At 65.3% G+C, this 17,307-nt stretch carries 15 protein-coding genes; 8 read left to right on the top strand and 7 right to left on the bottom strand.

Annotation, left to right across the window (positions count from 1 at the left end; genetic code table 11):
* Positions 1-47 precede the first annotated feature (47 nt).
* The 3 genes from ispG to AC51GR_RS14360 all read left to right on the top strand — a co-directional run bounded on the left by ispG (position 48) and on the right by AC51GR_RS14360 (position 3,996).
* Positions 48-1,211, top strand: coding sequence for a flavodoxin-dependent (E)-4-hydroxy-3-methylbut-2-enyl-diphosphate synthase (gene ispG, locus AC51GR_RS14370; RefSeq protein ID WP_496325311.1), 1,164 nt, complete (start codon positions 48-50; stop codon positions 1,209-1,211).
* A gap of 69 nt (positions 1,212-1,280) precedes the next feature.
* On the top strand, positions 1,281-2,117 hold the full coding sequence (locus AC51GR_RS14365; RefSeq protein ID WP_496325310.1) for a GNAT family N-acetyltransferase: 837 nt from the start codon (positions 1,281-1,283) through the stop codon (positions 2,115-2,117).
* Between the two features lie 61 nt (positions 2,118-2,178).
* Complete coding sequence (locus AC51GR_RS14360; RefSeq protein ID WP_496325309.1) at positions 2,179-3,996, top strand: penicillin-binding transpeptidase domain-containing protein; 1,818 nt, start codon at positions 2,179-2,181, stop codon at positions 3,994-3,996.
* A gap of 131 nt (positions 3,997-4,127) precedes the next feature.
* Here AC51GR_RS14360 and AC51GR_RS14355 read toward each other — a convergent pair whose 3' ends face one another.
* From AC51GR_RS14355 to AC51GR_RS14345, 3 genes are all read right to left on the bottom strand, one after another.
* Entirely contained in the window at positions 4,128-4,946 is an 819-nt protein-coding gene (locus AC51GR_RS14355; protein ID WP_496325308.1) for a heme ABC transporter ATP-binding protein, read from the bottom strand.
* Positions 4,943-5,941 carry a FecCD family ABC transporter permease gene (locus AC51GR_RS14350; RefSeq protein WP_496325468.1) on the bottom strand — a complete coding sequence of 333 codons (999 nt, stop codon included), beginning with the start codon at positions 5,939-5,941 and terminating at the stop codon, positions 4,943-4,945. The genes AC51GR_RS14355 and AC51GR_RS14350 overlap by 4 nt, the downstream gene beginning before the upstream one ends.
* Before the next feature lie 80 nt (positions 5,942-6,021).
* Positions 6,022-7,074, bottom strand: coding sequence for a heme/hemin ABC transporter substrate-binding protein (locus tag AC51GR_RS14345; protein ID WP_496325307.1), 1,053 nt, complete (start codon positions 7,072-7,074; stop codon positions 6,022-6,024).
* Positions 7,075-7,169: 95 nt separating this feature from the next.
* On the opposite strand from AC51GR_RS14345, the gene map reads away from it, so the two are divergent.
* From map to AC51GR_RS14330, 3 genes are all read left to right on the top strand, one after another.
* Positions 7,170-8,033, top strand: coding sequence for a type I methionyl aminopeptidase (gene map / locus AC51GR_RS14340; protein WP_496325306.1), 864 nt, complete (start codon positions 7,170-7,172; stop codon positions 8,031-8,033).
* Positions 8,034-8,054: 21 nt separating this feature from the next.
* On the top strand, positions 8,055-9,572 hold the full coding sequence (locus AC51GR_RS14335; RefSeq protein WP_496325467.1) for a cobyric acid synthase: 1,518 nt from the start codon (positions 8,055-8,057) through the stop codon (positions 9,570-9,572).
* Positions 9,573-9,650: 78 nt separating this feature from the next.
* Positions 9,651-10,472 carry an alpha/beta fold hydrolase gene (locus tag AC51GR_RS14330; RefSeq protein ID WP_496325305.1) on the top strand — a complete coding sequence of 274 codons (822 nt, stop codon included), beginning with the start codon at positions 9,651-9,653 and terminating at the stop codon, positions 10,470-10,472.
* Between the two features lie 4 nt (positions 10,473-10,476).
* Here the strand turns inward: AC51GR_RS14330 and AC51GR_RS14325 are convergent, their stop codons facing one another.
* The 4 genes from AC51GR_RS14325 to AC51GR_RS14310 form a co-directional block, all read right to left on the bottom strand.
* Positions 10,477-12,282: an HNH endonuclease signature motif containing protein gene (locus tag AC51GR_RS14325; RefSeq protein WP_496325304.1), complete on the bottom strand. Its 1,806-nt coding sequence runs from the start codon at positions 12,280-12,282 to the stop codon at positions 10,477-10,479.
* Positions 12,283-12,523: 241 nt separating this feature from the next.
* On the bottom strand, positions 12,524-12,667 hold the full coding sequence (locus tag AC51GR_RS14320; RefSeq protein WP_496325303.1) for a hypothetical protein: 144 nt from the start codon (positions 12,665-12,667) through the stop codon (positions 12,524-12,526).
* Positions 12,668-12,740: 73 nt separating this feature from the next.
* Entirely contained in the window at positions 12,741-14,135 is a 1,395-nt protein-coding gene (locus AC51GR_RS14315; protein WP_496325302.1) for a mycothione reductase, read from the bottom strand.
* Positions 14,128-15,144 (bottom strand): alpha/beta hydrolase, encoded by a 1,017-nt coding sequence (locus AC51GR_RS14310; RefSeq protein WP_496325301.1) that lies wholly within the window; start codon positions 15,142-15,144, stop codon positions 14,128-14,130. Before AC51GR_RS14310 ends, AC51GR_RS14315 begins: the two co-directional genes overlap by 8 nt.
* 207 nt (positions 15,145-15,351) lie before the next feature.
* Between AC51GR_RS14310 and mqo the strand changes: the two genes are divergently transcribed.
* Both mqo and AC51GR_RS14300 read left to right on the top strand, forming a co-directional pair.
* Positions 15,352-16,836, top strand: a complete 1,485-nt coding sequence (gene mqo / locus AC51GR_RS14305; protein ID WP_496325300.1) for a malate dehydrogenase (quinone) — start codon at positions 15,352-15,354, stop codon at positions 16,834-16,836.
* Positions 16,837-16,848: 12 nt separating this feature from the next.
* Positions 16,849-17,304, top strand: coding sequence for a GNAT family N-acetyltransferase (locus AC51GR_RS14300; RefSeq protein WP_496325299.1), 456 nt, complete (start codon positions 16,849-16,851; stop codon positions 17,302-17,304).
* Positions 17,305-17,307: the final 3 nt, after the last annotated feature.

The raw sequence follows: 17,307 nt of genomic DNA, 5'->3' as shown, positions 1-17,307 counted from the left end.
CCCGCTTCACAGTTCAGCCCCCATACAGATCAGGAAGTGACAACACGATGAGTGCAGACGGAATCGCTATCGGTTTGGGCATGCCGTCCGCGCCGCCGCCGGTACTCGCGCCCCGCCGCAAGACCCGCCAACTCCAGGTCGGCTCGGTCCCGGTGGGCAGCGACCACCCGGTGTCGGTCCAGTCGATGACCACCACCAAGACCCACGACATCAATGCGACGCTGCAACAGATCGCGGAGCTGACCGCCTCGGGCTGTGACATCGTCCGAGTAGCCTGTCCCCGTCCCGAGGACGCCGAAGCGTTGCCGGCGATCGCCAAGAAGTCGCAGATCCCGGTCATCGCCGACATCCACTTCCAGCCGAAGTACATCTTCGCGGCCATCGACGCCGGTTGCGCGGCGGTCCGGGTCAACCCCGGCAACATCAAGGAGTTCGACGGCCGGGTCAAAGAGGTCGCCAAGGCGGCCGGGGCGGCCGGGATCCCCATCCGGATCGGCGTCAACGCCGGGTCACTTGATCCGCGACTGCTCAAGAAGTACGGGAAGGCGACACCGGAGGCTCTGGTCGAGTCGGCGCTCTGGGAGGCGAGCCTGTTCGAGGAACACGGTTTCGGCGACATCAAGATCTCGGTCAAGCACAACGACCCGGTGATCATGGTCGAGGCGTATCGGCAGCTCGCGGCCGCGTGTGACTACCCGCTGCATCTGGGTGTCACCGAGGCCGGACCGGCGTTCCAGGGCACGATCAAATCGGCCGTGGCGTTCGGTGCGCTGCTGGCCGAGGGCATCGGCGACACCATCCGCGTCTCCCTGTCGGCGCCGCCGATCGAGGAGATCAAGGTCGGCAACCAGATCCTGCAGTCCCTGAACCTGCGTCCGCGCAAACTCGAGATCGTCTCGTGCCCGTCGTGTGGTCGTGCGCAGGTCGACGTCTACAAACTGGCCGAAGAGGTCAGTGCCGGACTCGAGGGCATGGAGATCCCGTTGCGCGTGGCCGTGATGGGTTGCGTGGTCAACGGACCGGGGGAGGCCCGCGAGGCCGATCTCGGTGTCGCCTCCGGAAACGGCCGCGGTCAGATCTTCGTCAAGGGTGAGGTCATCAAGACCGTCCCCGAGGCGCAGATCGTGGAGACCCTCATCGAAGAGGCGATGCGGATCGCCGAAGCCGCCGGCGAAGCCGAATCAGGTGCACCGATTGTCACGGTGAGCTGACCGGCACGCACCGGGCTGGCAGAATGACGTGAGTACGCGTAATCGTCTGTTGCGACCCTGGGAGCCGCGGTGCTGAAGCTGTTGGGTGACCGTCCGCTCGGTGAGCGGGATTTTTACGCGGTGACCCATGCCCTGGCCCAGGACCCGGTGGCTTCCTGCATGGTGGCGGCCCGGGTCGAAGACCACGGTATCCACCCGCGATCCCTCGGCGGCGAATTGTGGAGCAACGATCAGCCGATGTCGTCGCTGTGTTTCTCCGGTGCCAACCTGGTGCCGTTGTTCGGGACCGCCGACGATGTCCAGGTCTTCGCCGAACGGGCGGTCCGCAACCCGCGGGCGTGTTCCTCGATCGTCGGTCCGGCCGATCTGGTGATGCCACTGTGGGAGTACACCAGCGAATACTGGGGTCCGGCCCGGGAAATCCGTTCCAGTCAGCCACTTTTGGCGATGGCGAGTGAACCGGCGATCGCCGGTGACCCGCAGGTGCGTCGCGTCCGTCTCGACGAGATCGATGCCTATCTGCCCGCCGCGGTGGAGATGTTCATCGGGGAGGTCGGTGTCGACCCCTGCGCCGGCGACGGCGGGCGTTCGTACCGGCGGCGGATCGCCGGATTGATCAATGCCGGCCGGGCGTATGCACGGTTCGAGAACGGCGAAGTGGTGTTCAAGGCCGAGGTCGGCGCGCTATCTCGCAGTGTCGGCCAGATCCAGGGCGTCTGGGTGTCTCCGGACAAGCGGGGACTGGGCCTCGGCACGGCAGGCACGGCCGCGGTGGTCGAGGCGATCGTCTGTGGGGGAAGAACCGCCAGCCTGTATGTCAATTCGTTCAATATCGCCGCGCGCGAGGCCTATCGGCGGGTCGGGATGCACGAGGTCGGCACTTTCGCGACGGTTTTGGTCGACTGACCACGGATTTTCCTGCGTGGCAACCGGGTTCGGGTGCGCCACGCAAATAGCATGACCGGTGATGATAGGTTTCGCGCGCCGTCGGCCGGTCCAGATGTTTGTGGTTGTTGTCACCACTGTCGCCTTGTCGGGTACTGCCCTGGCCTGTGCCGCCGACGACAACGGGCCAGGTGCGGCCGCACAGCGCTTCCTGAACGCCTTTGCCGACAACGATCCCGAGCGGGCGGGGCAGTCGACCGACCGTCCCGATCCGGCGGCAAACGCGGTGAGCGCCACCTGGGACGGGCTGCGTGCGAGTGACATGTCGGCCGACGCCGGGCAGGTCAAGATCACCGGCGACACCGCAACTGTCCATGCCGATTACACCTGGGAACTTCCCGGCGAACAGAGCTGGGAGTACTCGGCGACCCTGCAGATGTCCCGGACGGACGCCGGCTGGGTCGTGCGCTGGGTTCCCACGGCCATCCACCCACAGCTCGGCGGCACCCAGACGATGTCGCTGCGGACCCTCACACCTGACCGGGCCCCGGTGCGCGAGAGCGACGGGACCAATGTGCTGGTCCCCGGAACGGTGCACAACATCCAGTTCGACGCAGCCGTGGCCGCCGAGTCGAATGCGGTGGCATCCACGGCAAGCGTGCTCGCCGACGCGTTGGGCAGATTCGAACCGGGCATGTCCGCGCAGGTCATCGCCGAGCAGGCGACCGGACGTGATGGCCCGTATTCGGTGATCACGCTGACCGAGCGCGACTTCGACCTGGTGCGCGACCGGCTGGCCGGGTTGCCCGGGGTCGAGGCGATCGAACAGGCCGATCTGGTGGCACCCAACCCCGACTTCGCGCCGGCGTTGCTGGCACAGGTGAAGAAAGAGGTCTCGAAGGATCTTGACGGAGACGCCGGCTGGCAGGTCGTCTCCGTGAATCCCAACGGGGCAGACGCCGGTGTCCTGGCCCGGACACCTCCGGACCCGGCGCCGTCGGTCGAGATCAGCCTGTCGCGCCAGGTGCAGGAGGCGGCGCAACGAGCGGTCAACACCCGCAACGACTTCCAGGTGGCCATGGTCGTCATCCAGCCGTCCACCGGACGCATCCTGGCGGTCGCCCAGAACGAGCTCGCCGACAAGGACGGGCAGATCGCGACGATCGGCCTCTACCCGCCGGGGTCGACATTCAAGGTGGTCACGTCGGTCGCGGCGATGGAGACCGGTCTGGCGACACCGTCGACCATGGTCGGTTGCCCGGGCGAGATCACCATCGGCGAACGAAGCGTGCCCAACTACAACGGCTTCGCACTCGGGGTGGTGCCGATGCAGACTGCTTTCGCCCGGTCCTGCAACACCACATTTGCCGAACTCGCCAGTCAGATGGGTCCGTCCGACCTGACCCGGGCCGCCGCATCGATGGGCATCGGACCGGAGTATTCGGTGGTCGGACTACCGCTCGATTCGGGGTCGGTGCCCATCGCGCCGGACCTCGTGCAGCGGACCGAGGACGGTTTCGGTCAGGGCAAGGTGCTCACCAGTCCGTTCGGTCTGGCGATGATGGCAGCGACCGTGGCCCATGGTTCGACACCGGTTCCGCAGCTCATCCTGGGCCGGGACACCACCATCGCCGGTCCCCATCCGACGGCCGATGCCGACGCGATCAATGGGATCCGTCCGATGATGCGCGAGGTGATCGCGTCCGGGACAGCGCTGCGGATGGCGGATCTCGGGGTGGTCTACGGCAAGACCGGTGAGGCGGAGGTCGCCGGCGGATCGCATGCCTGGTTCGCCGGATATCGCGGTGACCTGGCGTTTGCGACGCTGGTCGTGCTCGGTGGCAGTTCCGACAACGCCGTGGCCGTAACCCACGAAATGCTCGCGGTTCTACCTGAGTGACCGCCACGTACTGGCTTTCTAAAAGACGCCCTGCCTATAATCTCCGAGATCGCCGCCATTTGCGGATTCCGCTGTCAGTGGAACCGTGGACGGATCACCGGCGTCAGATCATGACTCGGGTCGGCGGGGCACTAGAGGGGAGTGTCTCGCCGGCCCGGGTGACGTGTAGAGGTGTGTGACCTGTCCGGCAGAACCACCAGCTGACCGGTTTCGGGATGTTTCCACGTCAGTACCGGGTGGTCGTAGATCGTCGACAGGAGTTCGGCGGTCATCACCGACGCGGTGGGACCGGCCGCCACCAGCTTTCCGGCCTTCATCAGCAGCACCCGATCGGCATAGGCCGCGGCGAGCGACAGATCATGGACGACCATGAGAATCGCTGCACCGGCGGACCGGCGTTTCGAGAGCAGACCCAGCACACGTTCCTGGTGGTGGATGTCCAACGCGGCGGTCGGTTCGTCCAGCATCAGGATGTTCGAGTGCTGGGCCAGTGCGCGGGCGAGGGAGACCCGGGCCTGTTGCCCGCCGGACAGCTGACTGAACGGCCGGTCCCGGATCTCGAGCAGGTCGCACTCGGTCATCGATTCGTTGATGATCGCCGCGGACTCGGCGGCCTCCGGCGTCCGACTCCATGGGAATCGGCCCATCTCGACCACCTCATGGACGAGGAAAGGGATATCGGTGCGTCCCGACTGGGTGACCAGCGCCCGCAGGCGGGCCAGTTCAAGCGCGCCGATCTTGCTCAGGTCGGTGCCGTCGAGGGTCACGGTTCCCGCCGACAACGGTCGCAGACCGGTGAGCCCGGACAGCAGCGTCGATTTGCCGCACCCGTTGGGTCCGACCAGCGCGATGATCTCGCCGTGGTGCAACTCGAGGTCGACGCCTTCGACGATGCGTCGGCCATTGATCGTCACCTCGACACCGGATGCGCTGAGCGCCGGCACACTCACCAGCCGACCCCCGCATGTCGGCTGCGCCGGAGCAACAGGAAGAACACCGGTCCGCCCACCAGCGAGGTGAGGACACCGAGGGGTAGGTCGGCGCCCTGGATCAGGGTCCGGGATCCCAGGTCGGCCGCACAGACCACGATTGCGCCGCCGATGACACTGGTGGGCAGCAGGATGAGGTGGCGTGGACCGACGAGCAGGCGCATCACGTGCGGCACCACCAGTCCCACGAACAGCACGATGCCGGTGAACGCGACCGCCGCCGCGGTCAACAGCGCCACCAGGAAGATCGCCAGGCGCCGCACCGGTTCGACCCGGACACCCAGCGCCGCGGCCTGAATTTCGCCGAGTGAGAGCAGGTCGAGCCGTCGGACCAGCAGCATGCTCAGGGAGATGCCGATGATCGCGATCGGCAGGACGACCCAGACCGGCTTCCAGCCGACGCCCTGCAACGAACCCAATTGCCAGAAGACGATCTGCTCGCGGTCGTTGGTGTCGGCGACAAAGGTCAGGAAGGCGATGATGCCCGCGGCGAAGGCGTTGACCGCGATGCCGATGAGGATCAGCATCACCGGCGAGGTGGCGCCATCACGCAGCGACAGGGTGTAGACCAGCGCCACGGTGATCAGCGCCGCGACGAATGCGGCCCCGGCCAGTCCCCAGACGCTTGCCCAGACGCCTCCGGACACGATGACGATGCAGGCCCCGACGGCCGCGCCCGCGGACACCCCGATGACACCGGGTTCGGCCAGTGGGTTCGCCAGGACGCCCTGCAGCAGGCAGCCGCCGCACGCCAGTGTCGCGCCGACGAGCAGACCCATCACGATCCGCGGGAAGCGCACCGCCCACAGGGTTTCTTCACCGTTGGGTGAGCTGGGCATCGGGCCGATGTCGAGCCCGAGGTGGTGCATGACCGAGCCGAAGACCTCCGCGGGTGGGATCCGGACCTGGCCGACGGATGCCGACCAGCCGATCAGGACGACCAGCAGCACCAGCATCGCGACGATGATTGCCGTGTTGCGGGCAGTGGGAATCGCCCGCCCGCCGGAGGGCGCGGCGACGCGGTCCTTGATGGATGTCACAGGTAGATCGCCTCGGCAAGCGCGGCGATGACCCGGCCGGTGTTGGGGCCGAAAGTGAGGACTTCGGCTTCATCCATCTGGACCACGCGGTTGTTGCGGCCGGCGTCGGTCTGGGACAGTCCCGGCAACGTGACGACCTCGTCGATGCCACCGACCGAATCAGCTCCCTGGGTCATCACGAGGATGACGTCCGGGTCCGCGTTGATCATCGCTTCGGTGGTGACGGTGGTGAATGCCGACTTCAGGCCCGCGGCGGTGCCGGCATCGACACCACCGAGCGCGGAGATCAGGTCATCGGCACCGGAGCCGGGGCCGGCGAGTAGTTGCAGCCGCGGTCCGCGGAGATACACGAAGGCCATCGTCGCGCCGCGGGCGTCGTCCGGGACCTGTTCCTGTGCGGCCTTGATCTGATCCGCGGTGCGGGTGGCGAGTTGTTCACCCTCTTCGGGCACCCCGAGCGCAGCGGCGACATCCCGGATCATCGGTCCGGTGGTGGCGATGGTCCGCTCGCTGGTCAGGACCACGACGGTCTGGCCCGCCGCGATCAACTGGTCGATCGTTCCCGGCGGTGTTGTCGACTCGTCGATGAGTACCACGGTCGGATTCTGCTGGAGAACGGCTTCGATGTTGACCGAATGGCCGGTGTCGGTGATCACCGGCAGGTTCTCGGCTTCGGGGATTCCGGCGGCGCGGGACTTGGCAACGACATTGGGGCCCAGGCCCAGTGAGTAGACGATGTTGGCGATCGTTCCACCGCGATCGATCGGGATGATCCGGCTGACGTCGGTGACGGTGACGTCGCCGTGGCCGAGGGAGGGGACTGTCACGGGGAGGACCGGTGTCGGGTCGACGGCGACCGGTTCGACGACGGGTCCATCGATGACCGCTGTCTGTGGGCCCGAACGCAGGTACTCGTCGGGTGCCGCCGAAGTCACGGCCGAGTCGGTGATCGGGGCCGTCGAACAGCCCGCCAATCCACAAGTCAGGGCGACCAGCAGTGCGGTGACGGCTGTGCGACCGCGCAGTCCCGGCCTCTGGTTGTGTGTCATTCGCCACTCCATCTCGCAGGTATGTAAGCATAACCTTACTTATGGTTTGGTGGCCTCGGGCAGCGCGGTCGCCTTCGCGGGCTAGGCTGGAGCGCATGCCAGTTCGTGCCGCCCTCGCCCCCGGGAAGATCTCACCCACACTGCCGGTTCCCAGCAACATCGCTCGGCCGGAGTATGTATGGAAATCCACCGCCAAAGAAGGCGATGAGCCCTGGGTGCAGACCCCGGAGACCATCGAGAAGATGCGCCTGGCGTCCAAGATCGCGGCCAATGCGCTCGCCGAGGCGGGCAAGGCCGTCGCGCCGGGTGTGACCACCGATGCACTCGACCGCATCGCGCACGAGTACATGATCGACCACGGGGCGTACCCGTCCACGCTGGGCTACAAAGGCTTTCCGAAATCGTGCTGCACCTCGCTGAACGAGGTGATCTGCCACGGGATCCCGGATTCGACGGTGATCGAGGACGGGGACATCGTCAACATCGACGTGACCGCCTACATCGACGGGGTACACGGAGACACCAACGCGACGTTCCTGGCCGGGGATGTGGCGCAGGAAGTGGTCGACCTGGTCGACCGCACGCGCGAGGCCACCGCCCGAGCGATCAAGGCGGTGCGTCCGGGCCGTGAACTGAACGTGATCGGCCGGGTCATCGAATCCTATGCAAATCGGTTCGGCTACAACGTGGTCCGCGACTTCACCGGTCATGGCATCGGTGAGACATTCCACAATGGCCTGGTGATCCTGCACTATGACCAGCCGAACATCGACACCGTGATCGAACCGGGCATGGTGTTCACCATTGAGCCGATGATCAATCTGGGCGGGCTCGAATACACCATCTGGGACGACGGCTGGACCGTGGTGACCGCTGACAAGAAGTGGACCGCTCAGTTCGAGCACACCCTGGTTGTCACGGACTCCGGCGCCGAGATCTTGACCCTGCCGGACGCCTGATCGGTGCCGGCCCCGCAGCCGATCCGGGGCGCATTGCTGGTCGCCGGAACGAGTTCCGACGCCGGTAAGAGTCTGCTCGTCGCCGGTCTGTGCCGGGCGCTGCATCGACGTGGCGTCTCGGTCGCGCCGTTCAAGGCGCAGAACATGTCGAACAACTCGGCGGTCACCCTCGACGGCGGTGAGATCGGCCGGGCACAGGCGATGCAGGCCGCCGCCTGCGGTTTGGCGCCATCGGTGCGGTTCAATCCGATCCTCCTCAAACCCGGCAGCGACCATCAGTCGCAGGTGGTGGTCCGCGGGCGCGTGGACGGAACCGTCGGCGCGACTGACTATCACACCCGCCGGGTGGCGTTGGCGCAGATCGTCGCGGACGAATTGGCGTCTCTGCGTAATGATTTCGACGTGGTGATCTGCGAGGGCGCGGGTTCTCCCGCCGAGATCAACCTGCGGCGCTCCGACCTCGCGAACATGGGGCTGGCCCAGGCGGCGGACCTGCCGGTGCTGGTGGTCGGAGACATCGACCGCGGGGGAGTGCTGGCCCACCTCTTCGGCACACTCGCGTGCCTGAGTCCGTCCGATCAATCCAGGATCGTCGGCTTCGTGATCAACAAGTTCCGCGGATCTGTATCCCTGCTCGAGCCGGGACTGGTGCAGCTCGAACAACTCACCGGTCGGCCGACATTGGGTGTGGTGCCTTTTGCCGAGGGCCTGTGGCTCGACGCAGAGGATTCCCTGGCGTCGTTGGTCGGTCATCCGGTTGGCCGGGCCGCCCCTGCGCTGGGCACCGATCGGCTGTCGGTGGCCGCGATCAGATTGCCGCGGATCTCGAACTCGACCGACGTCGAGGCGCTGGCGTGCGAGCCGGGTGTCGATGTCCGGTGGGTCGACGATGCGGCAGCGGTGGCGGCGGCAGATCTTGTAGTACTCCCGGGCAGCAAGGCCACGGTTTCCGACCTCGCCTGGTTGCGGTCCCGCGGACTCGACACGGCGCTGATCGAACGGGTCGGCGGGGGAAAGCCCGTGCTCGGTATCTGCGGCGGATATCAGATGCTCGGACAGGAAATCGTCGACGACATCGAGGGCGGCGTGGGATCGGTGCCGGGCCTGGGCCTTTTGAATCTGCGGGTGCGGTTCGAGACCGACAAGATCCTTCGCCAGGTCAGCGGTTCCGCGTTCGGAAAGCCGGTGCAGGGTTATGAGATCCATCACGGTCGGGTCGTGAGCTGCGGCGATTCCGTGCTGCTCACCGATGACGATTTCGGTCCTGAGGGCAGCATCGCGGGAGTCGTCGTCGGCACGCACTGGCACGGATTGCTCGCGTGCGACGAGTTCCGCCGGGAGTACCTGCGGCGGGTGGCCAAGCAGGCCGGGCTGAACGGTTTTGTGACCGGCCGGACCTCGTTCGACGGCGCTCGTATGGCGCAACTGGATCTGATCGCCGATCTGGTCGAGACACACCTCGACGTCGATCGCGTGATCGACATCATCGCCAACGGGGCGCCCGCCGGGTTGCCGGTGATCAAGACCGCGTTGACCTGAGCGGCATTGGCCCGACGCATCGAGGATCCGCCGCCGAGTTCACCCGCGGTGAGGGCCACGGCACGTAGGCTGACGCAGGTGAGCATCGAACACCGCAGCATCACTGTGGGCGACCTGGAATTCAACGTCCGGATCGGTGGCCCGGACAACGGGCCGTCCGTACTCCTCTTGCACGGATTCCCGACCACCGGAGCCTGTTTCGACCTCGTTGTCGGTCGGCTGCACGACTCCGGCCTCCGGACGATCGTTCCCGACCAGCGTGGTTACAGCGCCGGCGCCAGGCCTGAGGGCGCCGAGAACTACCAGTTGGCGCATCTGGTTGCCGACGCGGTCGGCATCCTCGACGCACTCGGCGTCGGCTACACGATGGTGGTCGGCCACGATCTCGGCTCGCTGGTCGCGTGGCATCTGGCGTCGAAACATCCGGAGCGGGTGACCGGACTGGTTGCGATCAGCGTCGGCCATCCGTCGGCCATCGCGGCCTCATTGGCCTCGACGGACCAACGGGAACGGTCGGCGTACATCCTCGACTTCGTGAAGACCGGAGCCGAGGACGGGATGCTTGCCGACAACGCCAAGATCCTCCGGGATCTCGTGCCGGACGACAGCGTTCTGCCGCTGACCGAGCGACCGGCACTGACCGCGGCGTTGAACTGGTACCGCGCCAACTTCACCGGCGACATCGGCGGCAACCTCGCGTGTGGCCCGATCGAGGCGCCGACCACAGTGCTGTGGGGCGACGGCGACGCTGCCCTGGGACGTGAGCAGGCCGAGGCCAGTGGCCGGTTCGTGTACTCCGACTTCCGCTTCTCCGCGCTCGAGGGCATGGACCACTGGATCCCGCAGAACGCCCCTGCCGCCGTGGCCAGCGAGGTCGCACTGCGTTCATCGCTCTGGTGAGCATTCAGTAGCTCGGCGGCGGTTCGTTCCTTCCTCGTTCTTCGCGGCGTTCCCGGTTGAGTTGGTCTGCCAGTTCGCGCTGGCGGCGGTTGGCGAGTCGTTCTTGTTGCCGGCGTGCATGTTTGGCAGCAGTGCGCGGCTGAGATCTTGGCGGTGATGTTGGCGGCGATGTTCTCGGTGAGCCGCGTTGGTCGTCGAAGATGATCAACCTCAACGTCGGGAACAGGTCATCGCCGGTCCATCCCGGGCCGTGATAGTTGCGGCGTTCGGGTGTGGTGAAGATCAGCCGCGTCCGTCCGGTCTGAGGGTCGGGGTACTGATCATCAAGCCAGTCCGAGTAGGTCTTGAGCAGATGATGAAAACGGCAGAGGGTCTTCATCTCTGACGGATGGGTGCAGCCACCGGCGTCGGGGTCGTTGTGGTTGTACTCGCAGGTGTGGTCCAGATCGGCGCCCCAGGCCTTGTGTTCGCAGCCGGGCCACATGCAGTACACATCCCGGATCCGGAGATAACTGTCGAGGACGACCGACGGCCGGTACTGATCGCCGGGTTGGGTGGCCGGCAGCGGAATCACCTGCGGGAACGGGGCTGTGACTATGCCGCCCGCGGCTGGTGGGTTCTGCGGTCGGCGCATGTTCACGTTCGGCCGCTTCGGTTTTGGCGTCTCCTGCTCGGGCCCTGATTCCGGCTGCTCGGCTGCTGGTTGCGCCGGGTCGGTCTCCGGCCGCGGCTGTCCGGGTTCTGGCTGAGGCTCGGGCGGTGCGGATTCCTGTTGTGCAGATGCAGGAGCAGGTTCTGGCTGCTCCGGCTGGGTGGGGGCAGTCTTGTTGCCCATCGGCCGCTGCACCGTTTCCGGGCGAGCCGCGATGTCTCGAACATGATCGCCGGAAATCACGCCGTGTCCGTCGATGAAGCCTGGATTGTCGGCGCGACCATCGACGGTGGCCTGATCAGCGATCACATGCAGCACGATCTTCACATCCACACCCGAAACCACCTGTCCGGCAGGAACGGTGATGATCTCAGCGGTGCACGGATGCTTCGGATCATTCGGGCATTCACACATGAACTCCCGGCCCATCACCGTGGCGAACAACGCATCAGCCATCCGATCAGCCTTTTTCCGCGGATCAGCCTTACACGTGGCCATCGCCAGTTTTTCCAACCTGGCCATGATCAACGTCAATTCCTCAGCGGTGGAATGCGCATCCAAAACCGCCATGCCGTGGTCGGTGTTGTTGGCCCACACCCCACGATTGTTCTTCGCATCCTCCCGGTTCTTACGAACCAGATCCGGATCCCGGCGGAAGATGATCGCATCGACCATGTCTCGCATCCGACCCTTCGACCACGCCCCCGGACGGTTCAACCGTTCAGCGATCGCCGCATCGATATCGGCCATATGGGCTGAGCCTTCGATCAACTCGGTGCGGGCGATGATGTCCGGAATATGGTGCGCGGCGACGCGGCCGGCTTTCAGCAACGCATTGACCGCCGGCAGGCGGTCCCGCAACGCCACCCCACGGTTGATCTGCAACTCCGCGGTCCGCTGTGTCAGGCCCTGTGCGGCAGATAATCTCGCCGCACACTGCGCGAACGGATCAAGGGCGCGCATCTCCGCCTCAGACCCGGCAGTGGGCTCAACGAGATGCCGGTGCAGCATCGCCGCAGCGGCATACCGCTCCCACTCCATCCGCGACTGCTGGACCATCGCGAGTTCGGTGTTACGCAACAACTCATTGACACCCAGCGACTCGACAGGACCGATTTCATCGTCCCCACCTGCATCTTCGATCTCCCCCTCGAACATACATTTGATTCTAGACGGGGGGTGCGACAGACAATTTGAAGTCTCAGGACATCGGTGACAGTTCTGTCTCAGGCCATCGGGGGACACTTCTGCTGGTGTTGGGGGTGACACCGGCCCGCTGGCATTTGCTCGCCTCGAGCCAGGAAGAAGCGCACGGCTGCGTGGCTGCGGTATGTCTATCCACCGCCGAATGCATGCCGGCAACTCGGCGCCACCGAATACGAAACCGGCGGAACCCACCTCAAAACACTGGGCAGCAAAGCACATTCACGCCGCCGGAGTCGCCAGCAAAGCCGCTGGCCGATGCGCCTTCGGGCATGTCATCGTTACCGCCGACGACACCATCATCGTTGCCGACCTCGTCGGCGAAATCCTCATCGAGCACACCCGACCCGCCCCTGGTGTGAAATACGTGGGGCATGTGTCAGGGCGCGTTTCACCGGCTCATGCCGGCCTGACTAGATCTCCAGGCCGAGCAATGCGTTCTCGAGGACTTCGGGCATGGCCGGGTGGATCCAGTACTGGCCGCGGGCCAAGGTGTGGGCGTCGGTACCGAAAGACATCGCCTGGATCAGCGGCTGGATGACGGTCGGTGCCTGCGGTCCGATGATGTGGCCACCCAGGATCCGGCCGGTGCCTTTTTCCGCGATCACCTTGCACAGGCCGGTGGTGTCTTCCATCGCCCAGCCGTAGGCGACGTCGCCGTAGGCCTGGACCTTGACGGTGATGGCAAGACCGGCAGCGACGGCTTCGTTCTCGGTCATCCCCACCGACGCGATCTGAGGGTGCGTGAAGACCGCACCGGGCACGAATCGATTGTCGAAGGAATCGAGATCGGTTCCGTCCCAGTCGCGCAACAGATTGGCCTGCACGACCCGGCCTTCGTGGTTCGCGACGTGCTTGAGCTGATATGGCGAGCTCACGTCGCCGAGGGTCCACACGTTCCGAGCGGCAGTGCGGCCGTAGGCATCTCGTCTGATGCGGCCGTCGGCGCCGACTTTGATGCCGACGGTGTCGAGTCCGAGTTTGTCTGAGTTCGGTGTCCGGCCGACGGCGACAAGCAATGCATCGGCGTCCAGGACGGACCCGTCACCGAGTTCCATCCGGAGGCCCCGCTCCGTGGGCACCAGGGTGGTCAGCTTGGCGTTGAGGTGCACATCCCAGGCCTCGGTGGCGATCTCGGTGAATCGCGCCGAGATGTCGTGGTCCTGGGCCCGTAGCAGCGCACCGCTACGCGCGATGATCGACACCCTCGAACCCAATGCCCCGAAGACGTGGGCGAACTCGGCCGCGATGTAGCCACTGCCCACGATGATGAGATGTTCGGGCACCTGCGGCAGCCGCATGATGTCGTCGTTGGTGTGTACTTTCACGCCGCTGTCCGCGATGACATCAGGTATCACCGGCCGCGAACCCGACGCGATGACAACCTTGGTCGCCAGGACGAGATCGCCTGCGGCAGTGCGCAACCGATACCGGCCATCGTCGTCGACCCCGTCGAACTCGACATGACTGGAGTAGACCGTGATGTTGTCGCAGTCCTCGACGCGGTAACGCTTGCCGCCCGCGGAGATCGGGTCGATGCGCCCGAAGACACGGTTCACGATGCCCGGCCAGTCGACCTTGTCGACCGAGCCGGTGACGCCCACCCGGGCACCTTCCCGGATGGTCTCGGCGACCTCGGCGGCGTAGACGAACATCTTGGTGGGGATGCACCCCACGTTCAGGCAGGTGCCGCCGTAGATGCTTTCTTCGAAGATCGCGATCTGCTGGTCGTCGAACCGTTGGTCGGGGATGGAATTACCGGTACCCGATCCGATGATCGCCAGATCAACCACAGTCGGTTCAGGCATTCTGTCCACCTCGTATTCGTTGTTGATTGCTGTGCAACCAACTATCCATTTCGACGTACGCGAGTTCGCGCACACCCGTTTTCGACAAGAAGACGTCGTGCCGCGCGCCGGGCACCGGGACCACACAGATGCGGTCACCGAGGCAACCCGCCCAACGGGTGATCTGCCGGGTGTCGAGGACCCCGTCGGCCGAATCGATGTCCGGGACCACACCGTCTGGTCCTCGGCCTGCCAGTGTGGTCGCGTCGGAGCGCAGCACCAGTGATGGGACGGCGACGTCGAGGCCCTGATGAAGGCGCGCCTGGCCGTGGCGGACCGCGCTGAGGAATCCGAAGGTCACCGGATAGCCGTCCAGCGGTTTGTAATTGAGGTCGTAATCCCATTCGCCGTGCACCGAGTTGTGCAGGCTTCGGCCGTAGGCGCCCTCGAGCTTGCGCGGGATGGCTGTCGTCGGCCGGACGCGGGCGACCGAGTTGATCACCGTGGTTCCGACGCTGCGAAGGATCGGCGCACCCTGTAGATCGAACCAGGGGGAGTTCAGGATCAGTCCGGCCGCTCTGCCCACCGCGGTGCCTGCTCGCGCGCGACGCCGGTCGAGCCAGAGCGGGGTGATGAGACCTCCGGTCGAGTGGGCGACGACGACGACCGGCGCGGCGGCGGTGTCCGCGTCGATCTGGGCCATCGCCAGGTCGAGCTCGGTGTCGTAGGCCGCCAGGTCGGTGATCTGGTGTGGAGTTTGGCCCGGCCGTTGCGAACGGCCACATTTGCGCAGGTCCAGCGCATAGAATGCGTACCCGCGCGTGGTGAAGAACTCGGCCAGTTCGCGTTGGAAGAAATAGTCGGTGAAGCCGTGGACATAGAGGACCGCGGCTGTGGCCGCCTCGGGCTGCCCGTGCCGGATCAGGGTTGCGACGATCTCGCCTTCGCCGTCGGGATCGGATCCGAGGTCGAAGGTGAGTGTCGAGAAGTCCGGGCCGAGGGCGTCGGGCTGCCAGGGAGAAGGTGCCACGGTTGTTCACTGTAGTCAGCGCGACCGGCGTCGGCTTCGTGGTGCGACAAGGGCGGACCAGTTGCAGTTCACGGCGACCGATGAGGGACAATGGTTGCCACACGTAGATAGGCTGGAACAGGAAGTTGAGCTGGAGTGTCTGAGTCTGCAACCCCGCGCGACGGTGAAGTGATCACAACCGACATTGCGCTGGTAGGCGCCGGAATCATGAGCGCCACATTGGCGACGCTGTTGCATCGTCTGCAGCCGGATTGGTCGATCAGCATTTTCGAGCGCCTCGATGCGGCCGCTGCCGAGAGCAGCGATCCGTGGAACAACGCGGGTACGGGACACTCCGCGTTGTGTGAGTTGAACTACACCCCGCAGACCGCCGACGGGGACGTCGACATCACCAAGGCGCTGACGATCAACGAACAGTTCCAGGTGTCGCGGCAGTTCTGGGCCAATTCCGTCGAGACCGGCGTGCTCTCCTCTCCCGAGGAGTTCATCAACCCGATCCCACACGTGAGCTTCGTTCACGGCCAGTCGAATGTCGATTACCTCCGCAAGCGCTACGACAACCTCGCCGGCCAGACCCTCTTCAAGGGGATGGAGTACATCACCGACCCCGCCGAGTTCACCAAGCGCCTGCCGCTGATGTCGGCCGGCCGCGACTTCTCGGATCCGGTGGCACTCAACTGGTTCACCGGCGGTACGGACGTCGACTTCGGTGCGCTGACCCAGCAACTGCTCGGCTTCGTCGGTCGGTCCGGTGCCACCGTCAACTTCGGCCACTCCGTCACGAACCTGAACAAGGAATCGGACGGTAGTTGGCGCCTGAAGGTCAAGAACCTTCGCACCAAGGAGAAGTCCACGGTCAAGGCGAACTTTGTGTTCGTCGGTGCCGGCGGAGGCGCCCTGCAGCTCCTGCAGAAGTCGGGCATCAAGGAGGCCAAGGGTTTCGGCGGTTTCCCCGTCAGCGGTGCCTTCTTCCGTTGCACCAACAAGGAGCTGATCGCCGAGCACAGCGCGAAGGTGTACGGCAAGGCCGCCGTCGGTGCACCGCCGATGTCGGTCCCGCACCTCGATACCCGCGTCATCAACGGCACTCCGGGCCTGCTGTTCGGGCCGTATGCCGGCTGGTCGCCGAAGTTCCTCAAAGAAGGTAAGAACACCGACCTGCTGGCGTCGATCAAGCCGGGCAACGCGATCCCGATGCTGTCGATCGCTCCCAAGGAGTTCGGTCTGCTCAAGTACCTGATCAGCGAGCTCGCCGCGGGTACTGCCGACCGGGTGGAAACACTGTCCGAGTTCGTGCCCCGCGCGGCTGCCGAGGACTGGGAGATGATCATCGCCGGTCAGCGCGTCCAGGTCATCCGGAAGAAGGGCCGTGGCGGCGCGCTCGAGTTCGGCACCGCAGTGATCGCTGCCGAGGACGGCAGCATCGCCGGTCTGCTGGGTGCCTCACCGGGTGCCTCGACGGCGGTCCCGGCCATGCTGGACGTCCTGCAGCGCTGTTTCCCGAAGCATTTCCAGTCCTGGGAGCCGCAGCTCATCGAGATGATCCCGTCGTACGGCACCAAGCTCAACGACAACCCGGATCTGTTCACCCAGGTGTGGGATTGGTCTTCGAAAGTGCTGAACCTGGTCGACACCAACGGGCAGGGCACCGGTGAGATTTCTGCTCACCTGGCAGCGCCTGCTGCCGTGTGATAGGTATCGCATATGACAGCTACCGCCAGCCTGCACCGCAGTTGGGCCCAGGACATCGACATGCCGACGCTGTACAAGATTTTTCAGCTGCGGTTGGAGGTGTTCGTCGTCGAACAAGCGTGTCCGTACGCCGAACTCGATGGGCGTGACCTCGATCCCGACACCCGGCACCTGTGGCTGGAAGAAGACGGCGAGATCATCAGCACCCTGCGTCTGATCGAAGAGCACGACGGTGGCAAGTCCTTTCGGATCGGTCGCCTGTGCACCGAGCGGTCGCGTCGTGGGCAAGGCCATACCAGCCGTCTGCTGCAGACCGCGTTGGCCGATGTGGGGTCGGATCTGTGCAAGATCCACGCACAGACCTACCTTCTCGACATGTACGCCAAGCACGGGTTTGTCGTCGATGGCGAGGAGTACCTGCTCGACGGTGTCCCGCATACCCCGATGAAGCGTGGCGGTTATCGCTGACGG

Source organism: Williamsia sp. z71, assembly GCF_059553375.1.
This window is presented reverse-complemented; position numbering and strand designations above follow the sequence as displayed.